The 17,343-nt window shown below is 38.9% G+C and carries 18 protein-coding genes; 9 read left to right on the top strand and 9 right to left on the bottom strand.

What is annotated here, in order from left to right:
- Positions 1 to 40 precede the first annotated feature (40 nt).
- Complete coding sequence (locus B5G52_RS20910; RefSeq protein ID WP_087534560.1) at positions 41 to 1,393, bottom strand: hypothetical protein; 1,353 nt, start codon at positions 1,391 to 1,393, stop codon at positions 41 to 43.
- 705 nt (positions 1,394 to 2,098) lie between these two features.
- Between B5G52_RS20910 and B5G52_RS20905 the strand changes: the two genes are divergently transcribed.
- The 8 genes from B5G52_RS20905 (at position 2,099) to B5G52_RS20870 (ending at position 8,217) form a co-directional block, all read left to right on the top strand.
- Positions 2,099 to 3,031 carry a hypothetical protein gene (locus B5G52_RS20905; RefSeq protein WP_087534559.1) on the top strand — a complete coding sequence of 311 codons (933 nt, stop codon included), beginning with the start codon at positions 2,099 to 2,101 and terminating at the stop codon, positions 3,029 to 3,031.
- A gap of 39 nt (positions 3,032 to 3,070) precedes the next feature.
- The gene (locus B5G52_RS20900) at positions 3,071 to 3,970 is read left to right on the top strand and encodes a DUF350 domain-containing protein (protein WP_087534558.1); all 900 of its coding nucleotides are present in this window, start codon (positions 3,071 to 3,073) and stop codon (positions 3,968 to 3,970) included.
- Positions 3,971 to 3,973: 3 nt separating this feature from the next.
- Positions 3,974 to 5,695, top strand: a complete 1,722-nt coding sequence (locus B5G52_RS20895) for a polyamine aminopropyltransferase (protein WP_087534557.1) — start codon at positions 3,974 to 3,976, stop codon at positions 5,693 to 5,695.
- Positions 5,696 to 5,775: 80 nt separating this feature from the next.
- The gene (locus tag B5G52_RS20890) at positions 5,776 to 6,189 is read left to right on the top strand and encodes a YjfI family protein (protein ID WP_087534556.1); all 414 of its coding nucleotides are present in this window, start codon (positions 5,776 to 5,778) and stop codon (positions 6,187 to 6,189) included.
- 58 nt (positions 6,190 to 6,247) lie between these two features.
- Entirely contained in the window at positions 6,248 to 6,940 is a 693-nt protein-coding gene (locus tag B5G52_RS20885) for a PspA/IM30 family protein (RefSeq protein WP_087534555.1), read from the top strand.
- Between the two features lie 68 nt (positions 6,941 to 7,008).
- A complete protein-coding gene (locus B5G52_RS20880) occupies positions 7,009 to 7,647 on the top strand; it encodes a DUF4178 domain-containing protein (protein ID WP_087534554.1) in 639 nt (212 codons plus the stop codon).
- Positions 7,644 to 7,961, top strand: coding sequence for a hypothetical protein (locus B5G52_RS20875; protein ID WP_087534553.1), 318 nt, complete (start codon positions 7,644 to 7,646; stop codon positions 7,959 to 7,961). The genes B5G52_RS20880 and B5G52_RS20875 overlap by 4 nt, the downstream gene beginning before the upstream one ends.
- A 70-nt stretch (positions 7,962 to 8,031) precedes the next feature.
- Positions 8,032 to 8,217, top strand: a complete 186-nt coding sequence (locus tag B5G52_RS20870) for a hypothetical protein (RefSeq protein ID WP_087534552.1) — start codon at positions 8,032 to 8,034, stop codon at positions 8,215 to 8,217.
- A 16-nt stretch (positions 8,218 to 8,233) separates the two neighbouring features.
- Here the strand turns inward: B5G52_RS20870 and B5G52_RS20865 are convergent, their stop codons facing one another.
- The 5 genes from B5G52_RS20865 to B5G52_RS20845 all read right to left on the bottom strand — a co-directional run bounded on the left by B5G52_RS20865 (position 8,234) and on the right by B5G52_RS20845 (position 11,272).
- A complete protein-coding gene (locus tag B5G52_RS20865; RefSeq protein ID WP_087534562.1) occupies positions 8,234 to 8,629 on the bottom strand; it encodes a hypothetical protein in 396 nt (131 codons plus the stop codon).
- 10 nt (positions 8,630 to 8,639) lie between these two features.
- Entirely contained in the window at positions 8,640 to 9,113 is a 474-nt protein-coding gene (locus B5G52_RS20860) for a hypothetical protein (RefSeq protein ID WP_087534551.1), read from the bottom strand.
- A gap of 128 nt (positions 9,114 to 9,241) precedes the next feature.
- Positions 9,242 to 10,618, bottom strand: coding sequence for an aspartate ammonia-lyase (locus B5G52_RS20855; RefSeq protein ID WP_087534550.1), 1,377 nt, complete (start codon positions 10,616 to 10,618; stop codon positions 9,242 to 9,244).
- Positions 10,619 to 10,626: 8 nt separating this feature from the next.
- Positions 10,627 to 10,992, bottom strand: a complete 366-nt coding sequence (locus B5G52_RS20850) for a hypothetical protein (RefSeq protein WP_254911261.1) — start codon at positions 10,990 to 10,992, stop codon at positions 10,627 to 10,629.
- A 97-nt stretch (positions 10,993 to 11,089) separates the two neighbouring features.
- The gene (locus tag B5G52_RS20845; protein ID WP_087534549.1) at positions 11,090 to 11,272 is read right to left on the bottom strand and encodes a hypothetical protein; all 183 of its coding nucleotides are present in this window, start codon (positions 11,270 to 11,272) and stop codon (positions 11,090 to 11,092) included.
- Positions 11,273 to 11,453: 181 nt separating this feature from the next.
- Between B5G52_RS20845 and B5G52_RS20840 the strand changes: the two genes are divergently transcribed.
- A complete protein-coding gene (locus tag B5G52_RS20840; protein ID WP_087534548.1) occupies positions 11,454 to 12,047 on the top strand; it encodes a DUF938 domain-containing protein in 594 nt (197 codons plus the stop codon).
- On the opposite strand, the gene B5G52_RS20835 is transcribed toward B5G52_RS20840, so the two are convergent.
- From B5G52_RS20835 to B5G52_RS20825, 3 genes are read right to left on the bottom strand one after another with little or no spacing between them, the layout of a single operon-like run.
- Positions 12,031 to 13,173 carry a GNAT family N-acetyltransferase gene (locus B5G52_RS20835; RefSeq protein ID WP_087534547.1) on the bottom strand — a complete coding sequence of 381 codons (1,143 nt, stop codon included), beginning with the start codon at positions 13,171 to 13,173 and terminating at the stop codon, positions 12,031 to 12,033. The two genes, B5G52_RS20840 and B5G52_RS20835, sit on opposite strands and share 17 nt — an antisense overlap.
- An 8-nt stretch (positions 13,174 to 13,181) precedes the next feature.
- Entirely contained in the window at positions 13,182 to 14,546 is a 1,365-nt protein-coding gene (locus B5G52_RS20830) for a carboxylesterase (protein ID WP_087534546.1), read from the bottom strand.
- Positions 14,536 to 17,250 (bottom strand): ATP-binding protein, encoded by a 2,715-nt coding sequence (locus tag B5G52_RS20825; RefSeq protein ID WP_087534545.1) that lies wholly within the window; start codon positions 17,248 to 17,250, stop codon positions 14,536 to 14,538. The genes B5G52_RS20830 and B5G52_RS20825 overlap by 11 nt, the downstream gene beginning before the upstream one ends.
- Positions 17,251 to 17,343 lie beyond the last annotated feature (93 nt).

Raw genomic sequence — 17,343 nt, 5'->3', positions numbered from 1 at the left:
TCATCAATTAAATGTGTTTGGTATTAAAATAAATTTGACTTCAATCAGCAAGCCATTGAAATAAAGTGTTATTTTCGGTTGTATTGTTCACTCTTAGTTCTAAAAGGGAGCTTATTGAGTTAGATTTAAGATCTAATATTGGATTACCTTTATTTTCCTCTAAAGTAACATTGTTTTTAAGACCTTTTTCGGTTACTTCACAGGTACCATTTTTACAAATAACATCAGGTTCTGGCCTAATTAGCCGCTTATCAGAAGTCGTGATAACATATCGATCATCAACCCCTGAAAAGCCTTCAAAAACCTTAAAATTTTCAGTTGAAAGACTTGGCTCTATTCCCGCTTTTATTTCTATCAGATGTTGTAAAAATTGGTAACTACCCCGATGAGACAATGCACTTAAGCCTGGCTCAGTCATAAACGAAATGAACCCCTCATCTATATCAGATGAAGATAGTTTTTTCTGACTATCAAGGATATTATTTATGGTAGCTTGATCTTTATCCGTAAAGCTGACAGCAAGCTGGTATCCTTCACCGTTGAAGTGGCCATTATTAAAATTACTAAGTAACTTCCCATCGTCATGCATTCTGTAACCACCAAGATCACTGGCAAACTGACGTATATACTTAAAATTTATATTATTATTATCAGCATATTCATAGATATCAGCTAATTGTTCTCTATCTCCTTGTGTCAAAAACTCATAAGAACTTCGCATTAAGTTAGATAAGGACATCCCATCAGTGCCGCTTAAAATTTCTGATTCAGTACCACCAAAAATATCCGTCACCATAGTTTCATAATAATGCTCAGACCGGCTTATATTTTTGCTTTTTTCTAAATCCCGTTCATCTAAAATAGACTCGAACTGTGATGTTACTTGCGAGCTATATTCATCGGAAACCATCGCTTTACTAAAAGAAGAAAAAGAGTTCGTATGGGATGATAGTAATTCTTCAAATGATGCTAGTGCGGTAACGTTACTTTCGTATTTAAGGCTGTCTCGTTTTAGGTTTGATAGGTTTTGCTGATCAAGTGTGTGCCATCTTTCATATGCAGCTACTCTCTCTGAGCTACTAAATGTATTACTTGTGTCTAATGCTATCGTCTCAAGTTTTGATTGGGATAAATGTTCAAATTCCCATTTTGCTGTGGCAATCTCATCACTATTTATTTCTGCATTTGAAGAGAGTATTTCCTTATGTAGAGATAAATTTTGCTGACTTAATTTAGAAATATCAATAGAGCTTTTGGCTTTACTTAATTTCGACGCTAATGAAGAAACTGATGCGTGTATTTCTATAGCCTTACTTTTTTTGGGGTCAGATTGTGGCTGAGGAAAAGCTTTTCTCGCATTTAACAAACTTCTCTTGATATCAGGTATATCCATACTATTGACCCTCTAAACGAAAATAGACTCCTTTGATTAAATTTGGAGTCTAAGGTGTTAATTAGTTAGTTGTGTAGTTAAAAGTTATACTTTCTATTCTATTTGGTGTTGAATAATGGAAAGTACCAGTTGCTTCAACTCTATGAACAATTGTTTGACTGCTTAAAAATAGCGAAGACATTAGAAAAGCGGTAATAGACATTTTCTTCATTAAAAATTCCTTATTATATAATCGGAGAGTTCTTCACCTTCTATCTTGTACCTTTTTTACATTGTTTTAATGAGGCAACATTGTCAATGTACTAAGAACAAATTATTCAATCTGGTTAGCTAGGCCATACTATGTAATGAATATTTGTACGTTTAAGTATCCATTTTTAATTGAGCACTTTTGTAAATTCAAATGAGAGGGCATCCAACTAAATTGCAAAAACCATTACTAGATTAACTCGCTGAGCTTATGTTTATAAAGCAGAAAAGCAGAGGCTTCAAATTTGTGAGAGTGGTTATCGTATAGAGTGTTTGTCGGCTATGAGGGGGAGCTCGTGTCACCTTCTAGTTGTCATCTAGCTAATTAAAAGTTGAGTGCAGTAAAACATAGGTTTTGACCCTTAGAAAATATTATCTTGTTGCAATTTCATTCTTGGTTTAATAACTGAGCTGTGTAAAACTAGCAGAGTTAATTTAGTAAATCAGGTGACATGAATGTCGGATATAAAAGCTTGGAAACTTATAAGCCTGTTTTGTTTGATAAGCTTGCTTATGGGCTGCCAATCGAAAGAAGAGCAGTTACAACAAACAATTCAACAATCTATAACTAAAGCAGAGGTTGAACTAGATGGGCTTGGTAAAGCCTTAGATAGTGGTTCAATTAGAAACGCTGTTTTGTTAACTGAGTATGCTCGTATACTTAGTAATGAAAAACCCCAGTTATCGCAAATTGCTTCTGTAATGGCTCAAGATGCAACGCGAAATGGTGCGCTTTATTCTGGCTTACAGCAACGCTTAGCTGATATTAAAAGCACGCACCTTATACCGCCTTATGAAGAAACATTACGCAACTTAGATTTATTAAGAGATGCAGCAAAACCCACTTTGTTTTCTGATGCACTGACTGATCCTATCAATATGCTAGCTGATATGTCAGGTGGTTCACTTGCTCGTGTTGGGGCTATAAGCCAACAGGCTGAGGGTGCTGGTGAAGGCAATCAATTAGTTGGTAACCCAAATTACGGTAACTGGCAAACTAATAGTAATGGTATTAGTTTTTGGCAGTGGTATGGCATGTACCGTATTTTAGGTGATGTATTTGACCGTGTTGAATATGGTAGTTGGAGTAAGCGCCGTAAGTACAGTTATTACAATGATTATGGTAGAGCGCGTTACACTAGCCCTAAACAAATGAAAGCACAAACGGCAGTTGAAACGAGAACTCGTCAGTCTTATCAGCGTCAGGGGAAGCAATTTACTAGTCCGTACGCCACGAAAAAAACGGGTGCTTCAGGGCTTAGTCGTAGCAGTTACACACCACCGAAAAGCAAGAGTAGTTACTCAAAAACGAGCAGCTACAGTAATAGCTCTGGGTCGGTAAGAAATAGTAATAGTCGCACTTCTCGTGGTGTTAGCCGCGGTAAATAAACTGCCTCGTAAAGAATTAAGTGTTGGAGTTAAAAGAATATGTACGAATTTAATGGAATAACTATGTGGTCTCTGCAAGCGTTGGCAATTGATTTTGCAATTATTATCGCTTTATTTGTCAGTCTTAAATTTATTAAAGGCTGGGTATCTAACTTACATGCCAATGATGAAATCACAGAGCGTGATAACTTCGCCTTTGGTATTAGTTTTGCGGCGGGTCTGGTTGCGTTGGCAATTGTACTCACTGGTGTAAGTAGCGGTGCATTTGCTGCGACCCTACAACTAGAAGCACTGCAAATGCTAGCCTACGGCGTGTTGGCAATAGTACTAATAAAACTAGGTCACTTCTTTCAAGATAAAGTAGCACTACGCAAAGTGAGTCTACATGACGAAATAGTTAAAGGTAATGCCACTGCTGCAATCATCGATTTTGGTCATGTTGTGAGTGTAGCAATAGTGATTCGTTCAGCGTTATTTTGGGTTGCAACTGAAGGATGGCATGGCATACCGATTGTTATTGCAGCATTCATCATTGGTAGTCTAGCTCTGTCACTTGTTAGTCAATATCGTGTGCAGTTATTTAAACGCACTAATCGCAGTGGTGATTGTTTACAGCAAGCGATTGTTGATGGCAATTTAGCTGTTGGAATACGTTACGCTGGCTTTTTAATTGGTAGTGCACTTGCTATTACTGCGGCTTCAGGTATCGCGCCTTATGTTGCAGACAGTATTAATGCTAGCCTAGTGTATTGGGCTATTAGTGCGGTTGTGTGCTTAATTGCTTTTATCTTATTACATTTAATAACGATAAAAATAATCCTAGCGGGTTGTGATATTTCTGACGAAGTTAATCGTCAAAAGAATGTTGGCGTAGCAACAATTTCGGCTGCAATATCGTTTGCAGTAGGTATTACGATGGCTACGTTATTAGGCGCATAAGATTTGTCACACACAACAACGGCCCCAAGTAAGCACGCCTTACTTGGGCATGATTTTTTATTAATAACTGTTATGGCCGTACTTGCTGGGTGCGGCCTTATTTATGAATACCTCTTATCACATTATGCTGGGCGTGTACTAGGTTCGGTTGAAAGCGCTATTTATGCCATGATTGGTACTATGATAGTCGCAATGGGGATGGGGGCATTTTTAGCTCGTTGGTTTAAGGATCCATTTACTGCTTTTGCATGGCTTGAAAGCCTTATTGCGTTAGTTGGTATGGGCTGTATTTTAGCCATTGCTAGCGTGATTGCTGTGAGTTATTCATTACCGCATATATTTTCAGAAATTTTTAACCTTCCCGCCGACACTATATTAAATGGCTATGTTTTTCAAAAGCTGCAAGAGTGGTCACGTTTTCTTCCCTATGTATTCGGTTTGTTACTTGGTTTATTAATCGGCATGGAAATACCGCTTATTGCCCGAATTCGTCAACATGTATATGGGCGATTTTTAGAAAACAACGCAGGGACAATTTATGGCGCAGACTATATCGGCGCAGGGATAGGTGCGGCTATTTGGGTAAGTATTATGCTTGCTATGCCCATAATGCAAGCTGCGGCATGGACAGCTCTTTTTAATATAATTGCTGGCCTGGCATTTTTATGGCGTTATCACAGCTATGTACGCTTTGCTAAATTACTTTTAGTATGCCATGTAGCGCTGTTAGTTTTATTCGGCTTTATCTTAGTATTGGGTAGTAGTTGGATGAAAGACTTAAGCAACGTGCTGTATAAAGATAAGGTTATCTATTCTGAAGCAACTAAATACCAGCATCTCGTTTTAACTGAGCGTTTAAGCCGTAATCAACCAGACCCAATAACTGACCTTTACTTAAATGGTCGTTTGCAATTTTCAAGTGTTGATGAACAAATCTATCACTCTATGTTGGTCTACCCTGCGCTATTAGCATCTAACCGCCATGATAAGGTATTAATCATTGGAGGCGGTGACGGCTTAGCGATGCGTGATGTACTTAAGTGGCCAGTTGATGAGGTGACGTTAATAGACCTTGACGCTCAGCTACTTAATTTATTTGGTCATCGTGATGAGGTATTTAATGCGCCTGCACATATAGTTAGTCGATTAACTAAATTGAACGCCGATTCGATGAATGATCCTAGAGCGAACGTGGTTGTAGGTGATGCATTTATAGAGGTGGAACGATTACTTGATCAAGGTAAGCGGTTCGATACGATTATTATCGACTTGCCGGATCCTAATCACCCAGATCTAAACAAAATGTACAGTGATTACTTTTATAACCATATTCGCCAGCTACTTGCAGCAGATGGTGCAATGGCTGTGCAATCGACTTCACCGTATCATGCAAAAAAAGCATTTTTAAGTATAGGTAAAACAGTCAAAGCGGCGGGCTTTAAACATGTTGAACAGTATCAACAAAATATTCCGTCATTTGGACAGTGGGGGTGGACAATAGCTACCACGAATGGCAAATCAGCCAGTGCACGAATACAAGATATTACGAGTCTGCCTGTTACTTCAAGGTGGATCAGTCAAAAATATTTACTGGCAACATTCGCTTTTCCAAACAGCTACTTTGAACAAATAAAAGATATTGAAGTCAATAGATTAGGGTCAGGTACTTTGTATGATTATTACCGTAGTGCATGGCAAGTAGAAAGCGAATTGTATAAAAATTAATAAAATAGGGTTGACATAATATGTCGCTCGTGCGAATCTTAACTCAGACATAATATGTCAGATAGCAAAAAGGCAGAGACATGGAATTAAACGAACTTTCAATAAAGCTAGCATCTTTTGAAACTGAAGGCGCTAATTTTGAATCTTTCTTGATCGCCAACCAAGACGAGCAAGATGTGTTACAAGTTATTGTTGATGGAAATGATGAACTTCCAATTTTTGTTACGCAAACACAAGAGCAATTGTTATGTATTAGCTACTTGTTTGCAGATGACGAAGTAAAACCAGATTTACGTAATGAGCTAAACGAAACGTTATTACGCTTGAATGTGCCAATTCCATTGAGTGCATTTGCCAAAATTGACGACAAATATGCAATTTTTGGCGCTCTGTCGGTGAACTCATCATTTGATGACATCACCCATGAGTTAGTAACATTAGCCGACAACGCTATCGATGCCCTAGAAGCTGTTACTTTGTATTTGAATGATTAATATCTCATTTATCAGTGCAATTAAATAACAGTTAGCTATTTTAAGTGGAGTTAAGATTATGAGTATATTAAAGAAATTATTTACAGCAGTTCGTGGCGGTGCGCGTGAAGCCGGTGAAGCAATCGTTGATGCTAATGGTATCCGTATATTTGAGCAAGAGATTGCTGATGCGCAAAACGCACTGCAACGCGCTAAAAAAAGCTTAACAGAAGTTATGGCTAAAGAAATGCAAACTAAGCGTGCTTTAAGTGCACTTGATGCCTCAATTGCTGAGCACGAAGCCTATGCAGGTCAAGCGCTTGAAAAAGGTAACGAAGCACTTGCTTTAGAAATTGCTGAAAAAATTGGCGACTTCGAAAACGAAAAAGCTGAACACGAGCAAGTGTTGGCAGGTTTCAGTAATCACATCGTGACATTAAAGCAGCAAGTAAAAGATGCTGAAAAGTCGATTAAAGAAAATCAACGTCAGCTTACTATGGTTAAAACCACAGAAAGCGTGCAACAAGCGACTATGGCTGTTAATAGCACATTGAATACTAATAGCTCGTCGATGACCAATGCTCGTCAATCGCTTGAGCGTATTAAAAAGCGCCAACAGGATCGTAGCGACCAACTTGGTGCTGCAAAAGAACTTGAAGCTGAAACCAGTGGCGGCGATTTAAAAGCTAAAATGGCTGAAGCAGGTATTGGTGATAGCAGCCCGAAAAGTGCAGATATATTAGCGCGCATTAAAGCTAAACAAAACGGCTAATCATCAGCTATAAATTTTAAAAGGTAACGCAGCACAGCGCGTTACCTTTTTTGCTTAAGAGGCAGTCTATGTTTAATTTCTTTAAATCTAAAAAAGCCCCAGAACGTCAATTAACTCATGCTAGTGAACTGAAAAAAGGCGATATGCTAAGCATCATTGATTCGTTTGCTTACCCTAGTTGGTTAAAAGGACAAACGGTGCGGGTGATTGACGTGCAAACCTATCAATATCAGCACAGTAGCGATACCGAGTTTGTTTTAGAGACTAACAGCGGGCAAGTTGTTTTTTTACAAATTGAAATGGAAGATGGCGAGCAGTGGGCTAATTTCTCAATAAAGATTCAACGAGATGAAGTAGATGATATTTTTACCCTCGACGAGTTTGCACGTATTTTTGACGAAGAGTCTCTCACCTTTATAGAAGTGAAGAATACACCCGAGCGCTTTATGCAGTTTTTAGGTAAAAGTTACCAGCAAAGTGAATCGCCGTATGTTTGTTATTTTCATAAGCAAGATTATCGCAAGCAGCCATTACCGCGATATGAGCAAGAAGGTGGCGAGCCCTGTGAGATGATATGCTTAGCCTCTGACGATGAAAGCCACAGCTTAAATATTGAAATTTGGGATGGTGGTGAAACTGAGGTATCTCTTACACTGACTAGACCAATCTCCGATATTGTGGATTTATTCCCTGGAGATGCAAAGTGAGTGATGCAAAGGCTAAATGGCAACGCCAAGAGCAAGCTGTAAGGGCAACGCAAATGGCCTTTGATTTAAGCAGCGAAGTGCAAAAGTCGATAAAAAAGCAGGCGATTGATCAGGAGCTAACACCTTCAGATATGATCCGTAAAATTTTAGCGCTCGATGTTAAATCAAAAAAAACGCGTCAACGATTGTCATTTAATCTCAATGATGAGGAAATTGCATTACTAGCTGAACGCTTTGGTGTTCCGGTCGATGATAAACGAGCAGTTAAGCAACAAGTCGCTGAGTTACTTATTGCCCACTGTAATAAAAAGTAGCTGCAGTTTTGCCTTCTTAAATATAAGCCCTTACACTGAGGGCTCATACCCTAATAAAAAATGAGTTGCCGTGAATATTGTTTTAATCGCTTATTTAATTATTTTCGCTTTATTTGGTACTGCTGCGAGTTACTTTGTGCGATTTATTTACGCTTACTGGGTAAAAAAGCAAATGCCAATGCAGCATATATTTAAAGCAGGTGTGTGTATTGTTGGTGTATTAGTAATATCAGCGCTAATCCCCTTGATGGTTTAGCGCAGTAAGAAAAGCGTTATTTAATTTCAAATGCTTGGCATTGTTGATTAATACACAGAGCTTGTACTGGTAAAACCGGTGAGCAATCGCTTGCTCCACTCGCTTGATTATCAAGTGCTTCTTGCTCAGTCACTTGTTGAGCTAACTGTTCAGCAGCTTCTTGCTCAGTATTTAAAGCTGAATATACTAAGTATCTGCTAGGCCCGCCACACGCTCGTTGACCTACTTCAAGAACTTTACACTGAAAGCTCGCTGTACAGCTGGTATCTTCAACTAGTTTAGATAATGCATTGTTTGCTTTAGCCAAACTTGCAGGGCTTGATGAACTAGTATCAAACGTACTTTCACAGCCAGTAATAATAAATAGGCCGGCTGCAATTGCCAGCGCTCTAGAATATGAAACGCACTTCATATTAATTCCTTTAATAAACACTTGTTGCATTACCAGCAACTTTAACACATTTATTGCTACTACACTGCGCTGCTGGTGCAGTTAAATGTTGGCAAATACTGACCATGCCGGTTTGGGCATTCAATTGGCTTTCGAGGGTTGTTATATGTTTTGCTGCTTGTTCAACTTTCTGACTATCGTTATTTTTAGTTGAATAAACAAGGTAGCTGCTTGGCCCGCCGCAGGCTCTGCTCCCTACAGGCAATACCTTGCATTGTGCGCTAGTATCGCAGCTAAGATCTTCTGTGAGTGTTTTTAATTGTCCGTGGGCTGTTTGAATTGCTTCTTTCGAAACGGCTTTGTTTTTATCACCTATAGCCACCTTTTGATTATTTTTAGTTAAAGCTGTGGGGGCTGGTTTTAATTGCTCAGCTTCTGTTGTTGCAGCGTCCGAGCAGCCAACAATAAAAAGAGGTAACACAACAACACATAATGAAAAGCGCATAACGAACCTTTATAGTGATTAACAAGTAATCACTATCATACACTTTGCACATAACACAGCAATAAAAACTATTACATTCAAAAAGGTAAACCCGTTACTTAAATAAAGTAACGGGTTTCATCGGTAGGTTATAAACCGCCTTGGGTTAGCTTAGTGGGATTAAGTAATTCTTCCAAGTCAGCGCGAGATAGCTGCGTTTCTTGCTCTGCTACATCAATGATCGGTTGGCCACTTTGATACGCTTGCTTAGCAATTTTAGCTGCTTTTGCATAACCAATAACAGGGTTTAGGGCTGTGACTAAAATAGGGTTCTTTGCCAATGCTTTGTCAATGTTTGGCTGATTGACCTTAAATGTTCGGATTGCTTTATCAGCTAAAGCGCGACTACTATTTGCAAGTAACTCTATACTTTGCAATATATTATAGGCAATGACTGGCAGCATGACATTAAGCTCAAAGTTGCCAGATTGTCCTGCAACGGTAATCGTGGCGTCATTACCAATCACTTGCGCGCTGACCATTGTCGCAGCTTCTGGGATCACCGGATTCACTTTACCAGGCATAATTGAAGAGCCTGGTTGTAATGCTTCAAGCTCAATTTCACCTAGCCCAGCGAGTGGTCCTGAGTTCATCCAACGTAAATCATTGGCTATTTTCATTTGTGCGACAGCGAGCACTTTTAGTTGCCCAGATAATGAAACAATGGCGTCTTGTGAGCCAATGTTATAGAAAAAGTTTTTACTGGGCACAAAGCGTATGCCTACATTCGTGCTTAAGTTTTTACAAAATTGCTCAGCAAACTGAGGATCTGCATTTACACCAGTACCAACGGCTGTTCCACCTTGTGCAAGTGCTGATACGCCATCTAAGCTATGACGAATAGCCCCCATAGCGGTATCAATTTGATGCTGCCAAGTATTTAGAGTTTGACTAAAAGTGACAGGCATTGCATCCATTAGGTGAGTACGGCCTGTTTTAACTATATCGCCTACTTCAGCTTTTTTACGCTCTAGCATCTGTGATAGCTGATCAAGGGCTGGAAACAGCTCATAAACAACATTAATCACACTGCTAACAGCGATAGTCGTTGGGATCACATCATTTGAACTTTGACCCATATTCACATCATCATTTGGGTGAATTAGATTGTCATTATAGCGACTAGCAAGTGTTGCAATGACTTCGTTGGCATTCATGTTGGTACTGGTGCCTGAGCCGGTTTGAAACACATCAATTGGAAAGTGATCTAAATGTTGGCCATCAATTATTTCTTGGCAGGCGCGTTCTATTGCCTGGGCTTTTTGTTTGTCTAAATGACCTAGTTCGCAGTTGCTTTGTGCAGCAGCTTTTTTTACGTATGCCAATGCCGTAATAAATTGTCTTGGCATGGTTAAACCACTAATACTAAAATTATTAACTGCACGCTGGGTCTGTGCTTGGTAAAGCGCATCGGCTGGTACTTGTAATTCGCCCATGCTGTCGGTTTCAGTTCTATACTCGCTCATAAAAACTCCTAAAAAGGGTTGAATTCGTGACTGAGAATACGTGCTTCTCGTTCAAGGATAAGATATTTTTCGTTACCATTATGGGTTCTATAAAAACGTTTTAACGCCAATAAGGGTTTGTATAGTTGCTCTGAACATTGCTTACGTATTGCGCAATGAATTAAAGAGTCGCACATTTTGTTAAGAATTTCATGGAAAGTGCGTCTTAAATAGAGTTCTTGGAGTAAGACACTTTGGCTTTTTTCGTAATAGCGTGCGGCATTGAGGCCAGCTTCAATATAGTTTGCAACTAAAGCGGGGGCATGTAGTCCTGGACGTTGGCAAATACACTTCATTTGTTGTTGATAATAAAGCATTGCTTGGTGTTCGTGCATAATAAAACCGAATAGCTGTAACGATAATTGTTATCATTACAGCTATTCGGTTTTGGTGCAAGTTTGAATGTGTAAAACTTGTCGAAACTTTAGGGTATTAATTATAACCAAGAATGAAAATTTGATCTGTTTCATGCTTTTTCTGAGCCTTATTTAGTTGATTTGTTTGTGATAGTAAATCAATTACGGTAGCTCTTTCGTCACAGTTTGTTTTTTCGCTTACGGGCTTTTCACTCGCGGCGATAGCAGCATCGAGTGCGGTGTAGGGTGATATATACATTGTCTTCTCCTATTTATGGGTTCACATTACTTGTAGCATAAGCTATACCAACTTGAGCAGTAACATATAACCGCATGATTTTTATGTGTTAAAAATAAATATCGTTTTTTTGACACGACAAAAGTAATTAAATTTGCTTTACTATTGTGCATAAATTCCTGATTGTGGTGCGTAAAAAAGAATGAATAAACCATTTTCTCAAGCTTGTGAAAATAATAAAGGGCCTATCTTGGCTGTTTTACAGCAATACCTAAGTGACACGCAAAATGTGTTAGAAGTGGGATCGGGAACGGGGCAGCATAGTGTGCATTTTGCGACGCATTTAACTCATTTGCAGTGGTACACCAGTGACCGTCCAATTAATCATGCTGGAATATTACAGTGGTTAGATGATGCCAAACTAAGTAACTTACACTCACCTTTAACATTAGATTTAAATCATGATTGGCCAGTTGAAAAAGTGGAGGCTATTTACACTGCTAATACGCTGCACATTGTAAGTTGGTCATTAGTAGAGCAGTTCTTTGCAGGTGTAAAAAAACATTTAGCGCCTGCGGGTATACTGTGTATTTATGGCCCATTTAAGTATCAAGGCCAATTTACCAGTGATAGTAATCAGCGCTTTGATGAGTTTTTAAAACAGCAAGATAGTCAAAGTGGTATTCGCGACGTTGAACTCATTATTCAACATGCGCAGCAAGCTGGTTTAACACTTTTGAGTGATAATCAAATGCCTGCTAATAACCAATTATTAGTGTTTAAACATCTCGTTTAAAAGGTAATAGGGTCTCACAGTGTTGCTGGTAAGCTAGAGTGTGCCGTCGTTCTCGCTTTAAAAAATCAGCAATCGCGAGGCTAAAGTCTTGGTCTATTATGCTGTGAATTGAATGCGTAACAACAGGTTCAAAGCCACGTGCTATTTTATGCTCGCCTTGAGCACCTGAGTGAAAGCAATTTAATTCATTGGTAATGCAGTACTCAATACCTTGGTAGTAACACAACTCAAAATGCAGGCAATCTACTTCTTCACTGGCTCCCCAATATCGGCCGTATAAGGTGTCATCACTTTTAAAGCTCAGCGTTGCTGCGATTATTTTTTCGTCTTTCAGAGCGTGCATGATCACCAGTTTATCTAACATTAAAGCATGGAGTAGAATAAAAAACTCATGGTTTAAATAACCCATGTGGCCAGAGCGTTTTAGATATGTGCGCTGATAAAACTCACAAAACTGACTGACTACATCGCGCGTGATCTGATTGCCTTGTAACCATTTAATCGTGATACCTTGCTGAGTGATTTTGTTGCGTTCTTTTTTGACTGCTTTGCGCTTTCTGGCGTTTAAGTTTTGTAAAAAGTCAGTAAAGCTTTTATAGCTGCGATTAAACCATTGAAATTGCACACCGATACGGGCCATTGCATTAAGGTCTACAAAGTCATTAACTTGTTGTTTCGGGCAAAAGTTAATATGCCAACCAGACCAACCATTTTGTTGGCAGTGTTCGGTAAGTAGCTGTGCAATGTACTCATTCGCAGCACCTGAATCATTCGCATGTATCGCAATGCGTTCACCTTCAATGGGGCTAAACGGTGAGCCACATAACCATTTCGGGTAATAGGCTAAACCATGCTGCTGATAGGCTTCTGCCCATGCCCAATCAAATACATATTCACCATAAGAATGGCCTTTTAAATAGCCTGGTGCGAGCGCGACGATTTCGTCATTTTCGTAAATAGCTAAGTGCATAGGCTGCCAGCCACTGCTTTTACTCACGGACTGGCTTTGCTCTAATGCAAATAAAAAGGCGTGATCAGTAAATGGGTTATCGCCAAAAAAAGACTGCCAAACGCTGGCATCTATTTCACTAATAGCGCTAAACCAATGATGACGAAAACGTGACATAAACGGCTCTATTGTTGTTCAACTGCGTGTAAAAACTGCTGTATTTGATAACTTAGTTCGTCAAAATAAGGGTTATATGTTAAACGCTGGAAAGGTTTATATTGGGCTAAGTTATCAGCTGTGCGTTCACCTATGTTAGGTTTCTCTATCGTTTTACATTGTTGGTAAAGTATTTCATCATCAAGGTAGCTGCCGCAATTACGATAAGCCCCTTTACTGCCATAATGTGGGTTATTCGGTGAATTAACCACTGCAATATGTGATATTCCACGAATGTTTTTACAATTTTTATTCGCGCACTGTGGATTATAAATAGTGTAATCTTTAGCAAAGCTTGTTGGTATATTTTGTTTATCACCATATAAAATAAGGGTGTCTAGGGCGTTTTTAGGACGAGCTTTTTTATCGTGTAGTGTGTTAAGTAATGCCAGAGTTGCTTGGGTATCAATAGTGGTATCTATATCACTTAAAACACTAAAAACAGGAATGTTAGGTAAGCTACGCTTTTTAATGTTTGTTAACTCAATCGTTGCCATAGCATCATCTGCAGCGGCAGCAGCATTCCAAGGGAATGACTCATACTTGGCAAAGTCAATGTCAGCGTCTTCATCTATCCAATCAACAAATGGAATTAAATCAATCCATTTTGCTAACCAACCATTTTTATTATGAGGCTCGCTTGCAGGAGAAAAGAGCATGAGCGCTTTGACTTTTTTATCAACAGGTTGACTAGTTAGGTAGTTAACCAGTAATGCTGCACCTGTAGAATAGCCACCAAGCACTACGCTTTCGTAGTCGCTTAATGTACGTTCTATGGCGTAGTCAGCGGCATCTTGCCATTGTTGTGCATTAATGTTTCGTAGTGCGTTTGCAGCGGTACCGTGGCCGGGTAACAGTATGGTTCTTACATTGTAACCTTGCTGAAAATAAACCTGCGCTAAATCATGAAAAGTAAAGGGCGAATCCGTTAGGCCATGAACTAGTAAGGCAACCTTATCGTTATTTGGTTGGCGTAATTCAAAAGGTGCAATAATATCGGCAATATTTGCCTTTTCTGGCCGTGAACCTTGCTCCACAAGTTGTTGGTAGGTTGGCGTTAGCACAGGGCATGGCATTTCTGCTCGTGGATTTCCTTGTGTAATATGCTGATAGGCAAAATCTAAATATTCTGAAAAGCTGATGCTAGATTGATATGAAAATACCTGCTCGGGTTGTTGTTTGGTAAAACGCAGTAAACCTTGTTCTTTACTTTTTACTATGAAGTCGAGATCTGTTAACTGACCAACACAATTATTATTAGCTGCAAGCACTAAGGTACTAAAACTAAGTGAAACGAATAAGCCAAGTGAGCTGAAAAATCCTTTAATTTTCATTATTATCTACATATTGAGTGAGGCACTGTGTTAGCTTATCGAGTTCAAGCGGTTTTGCAAGGTGTTGATTAAAGCCAATAGCTAACGCATGCGCTTTATCTTGAGGCATTACGTCAGCTGTAAGTGCAATAATAGGCAATTGCTCAATTGTTTTAAATTGGCGAATTAAGGCCGTGGCTTTATAACCATCCATCACCGGCATTTGGCAATCCATTAATATAATATCAAACTCATTATTTTTTATTTGCTCAACGGCAAGCTCGCCATTTTCAACTAAGGTCGGTTTTATATCTAACGAGTCGAGCATCGCTTTTATTACGAGTTGATTCACTGAGTTATCTTCAGCAACAAGTATTTTTAGCTTACTTAAATCATTATCGCGTTTGAGTTGTTGTAATTTCTTTTGTGCTGGGCACGTTACAAGCTCAAGGTTTAAAGTAAATGTGGAGCCTTCGTTTTCTTTACTGAGCAAAGAAATGTCACCAGACATCAAAAAACTAAGTTCTTTAGCTATTGTTAAACCAAGGCCTGTACCACCAAAGCGCCTAGAAGTTGAATCATCCGCCTGAGTAAAGGCATCAAAAAGTTTGTCTTGCTCTGATGCTGCGATACCAATGCCACTGTCTTTTACACTGATAGAGATACTCATTTTATCACCGGTTGCTTTGAAAGCAGTTGCATTAAGGCTTACTTCACCTTGATGAGTAAACTTAATTGCATTACTACACAAATTTAAGAGTATTTGCTCAATCCGCATTGCATCACCTTCAAACCATGTGTCACGAGGTAAATTATTATTGCAATGCCAGCCGATCCCTTTATTTTCAGCTGTGGATTTGAACATACTATTAATGCGTTCTAGTAGTTCGTTCAAGTCAAAAGGACGGCTCTCTAATACTAGCTTTTGAGACTCAATTTTAGATATGTCTAATACGTCATTAACTAAGTTCAAAAGTGACTTTGATGCTAAATTAATTTGATTAAGGTAGTGAGTTAAAGTCTCTAGATTGTCTTCTTTTTTCGCTAAACTTGAAAAACCAATCACTGCATTTAACGGTGTACGAATTTCATGACTCATATTTGCTAAAAAGCGACTTTTCGCTTTATTGGCTTCATCGGACTGTTGTTTCGCATTTTCAAGTGAACGGGTGCGCTCCGATACTAACCTTGAAAGCGCGATATGTTGGTGGTTAAACAACAATAAAACCATGAGGATAAGGCTACAAACAACGACCTGTAATACAAGTAAAAATAAAGTCAGTTGATTTGTGTAATGAGGGATAAATTCATCTTTTATGGTTAAGTCGATAAGCCAGGTTTGCCCAGAAAAGTTAATCTCAACCGTTGAAAATATGGCGTTCTTTTTATTGCTCTCTTGCCCATTAATAAAAAAAGCAGGGTGTGCTTTATCTTCATAAATAACGATATTGAACATATCGACTTGCTCTTGGGTAATTGCTTGCTCAATGATATTTCTTACTAGAAAGACCCCTGTTGCATACCCTTTTATAGTCGCTTGATCATTGTTTTGTTTAAACACGGGAGCAAAAAGTAAGTAAGCTGGCCCAGGTTGATCAGTTTGCACCAGTTTTATTATTTTAGTTCCTACAGGTTGATATTTAATACTGGGATCTAATAACGTTTGCCGCCTATCGGCACGCGAGAATACATTAAAACCAAGTGCAGATTGATTTTGAGTAAAAGGTGCTATGTACTTTACCACTACAAGTGGGTCGTTTGTGGATAAGGGGTCACCTTTGATTTCAATATCCATATGATAAATATCTTTTAACTCACTACGGAGTTTAAGTATTTGTTGTTGGCTGATTTTTTCATTCCAAGACAATGCTTTTATAAAAGCATGTTGTGCGAGTAACTCTGATGCATAACTATAAAATTCTTGTAATGTTAGGTTAGGATCAGATTGCATCTGGCTTGCGAGGCTTTGTACTGCAATTTGGCTACGATTTAAATAGCGAAATAGGCTATTTTCAATGATCAGCGCTTCTCGATTCGCTATTTGTAACGCGTTAGAACTACTTTCTTGATTATAGAGTTTTGTCGTCATTGCAACCGACACTAGCAATACCGAGCATACTAAAATGGTAGGGAGGGAGGTTAGGTTATATCGCTTATTTTTAGTTTGTAGTAAAGCAAGTAATAAAGGCGTTGTTATTAACACACCTAAAGCATCACCCAGCCACCAGTACAATACATTACTCCAGTGATTATTAATGCTGTAAGCGGGGTTAAAGATACTTAGGGCGTATACACCAATATTTGCCGAAATAAGACTGACGACTATGCCAATGATAAATATGAAAAATATGATCGCCTTTCGAGTTTTAAGGTAAAGAGGGTGTCCTAGCCAATACTTTAACAAGCCAGCCCCTACCATGGCTTGTACCACTACCCCTAAACCTATTAATAAAACCTCATTTAGTGTATTACCTACAAGCACATTATCGCTGACGCTACTTTCTCCAGCACTGAGGTTAAATGCAACTGAGGCAATAAAAAGGGCGGGGATAAATCGCCACCACCAAATAAAGCAACCCACAAGAGCAATGCCTGCAGGCAACCAGATAGGAATGACCTGGGATTGGAACGCGAAATTCGTGAGTAATTTGCCGATTAAGAAGTAAGCGGCAGAGAGAACTACGTAAAAGCATAAAGAGCTTATTTTAGACTGAAATACCTTCACGTGTGTCCTGTTGTATTTATTTTTATATTCGCTTCAGTATAGCTAAATAGTACAAGAAAGGGGTAATGCCAGTCAGTTAAGCTGACTGGCGTT

Origin of the sequence: Pseudoalteromonas sp. A601 (assembly GCF_002165575.1) — a bacterium.
Classification (GTDB): domain Bacteria; phylum Pseudomonadota; class Gammaproteobacteria; order Enterobacterales; family Alteromonadaceae; genus Pseudoalteromonas.
Note: the sequence above shows the minus strand (reverse complement) of the source record. Positions and strands in the feature narration are given on the sequence as shown.

What these genes read in the sequence shown, in the direction of transcription:
- B5G52_RS20910 (WP_087534560.1), bottom strand. Translation starts at nt 1,393, where the DNA reads ATGGATATACCTGATATCAAGAGAAGTTTGTTAAATGCGAGAAAAGCT.
- B5G52_RS20860 (WP_087534551.1), bottom strand. Translation starts at nt 9,113, where the DNA reads ATGCGCTTTTCATTATGTGTTGTTGTGTTACCTCTTTTTATTGTTGGC.
- B5G52_RS20905 (WP_087534559.1), top strand. Translation starts at nt 2,099, where the DNA reads ATGTCGGATATAAAAGCTTGGAAACTTATAAGCCTGTTTTGTTTGATA.
- B5G52_RS20850 (WP_254911261.1), bottom strand. Translation starts at nt 10,992, where the DNA reads ATGCACGAACACCAAGCAATGCTTTATTATCAACAACAAATGAAGTGT.
- B5G52_RS20840 (WP_087534548.1), top strand. Translation starts at nt 11,454, where the DNA reads ATGAATAAACCATTTTCTCAAGCTTGTGAAAATAATAAAGGGCCTATC.
- B5G52_RS20900 (WP_087534558.1), top strand. Translation starts at nt 3,071, where the DNA reads ATGTACGAATTTAATGGAATAACTATGTGGTCTCTGCAAGCGTTGGCA.
- B5G52_RS20830 (WP_087534546.1), bottom strand. Translation starts at nt 14,546, where the DNA reads ATGAAAATTAAAGGATTTTTCAGCTCACTTGGCTTATTCGTTTCACTT.
- B5G52_RS20845 (WP_087534549.1), bottom strand. Translation starts at nt 11,272, where the DNA reads ATGTATATATCACCCTACACCGCACTCGATGCTGCTATCGCCGCGAGT.
- B5G52_RS20885 (WP_087534555.1), top strand. Translation starts at nt 6,248, where the DNA reads ATGAGTATATTAAAGAAATTATTTACAGCAGTTCGTGGCGGTGCGCGT.
- B5G52_RS20835 (WP_087534547.1), bottom strand. Translation starts at nt 13,173, where the DNA reads ATGTCACGTTTTCGTCATCATTGGTTTAGCGCTATTAGTGAAATAGAT.
- B5G52_RS20880 (WP_087534554.1), top strand. Translation starts at nt 7,009, where the DNA reads ATGTTTAATTTCTTTAAATCTAAAAAAGCCCCAGAACGTCAATTAACT.
- B5G52_RS20865 (WP_087534562.1), bottom strand. Translation starts at nt 8,629, where the DNA reads ATGAAGTGCGTTTCATATTCTAGAGCGCTGGCAATTGCAGCCGGCCTA.
- B5G52_RS20890 (WP_087534556.1), top strand. Translation starts at nt 5,776, where the DNA reads ATGGAATTAAACGAACTTTCAATAAAGCTAGCATCTTTTGAAACTGAA.
- B5G52_RS20855 (WP_087534550.1), bottom strand. Translation starts at nt 10,618, where the DNA reads ATGAGCGAGTATAGAACTGAAACCGACAGCATGGGCGAATTACAAGTA.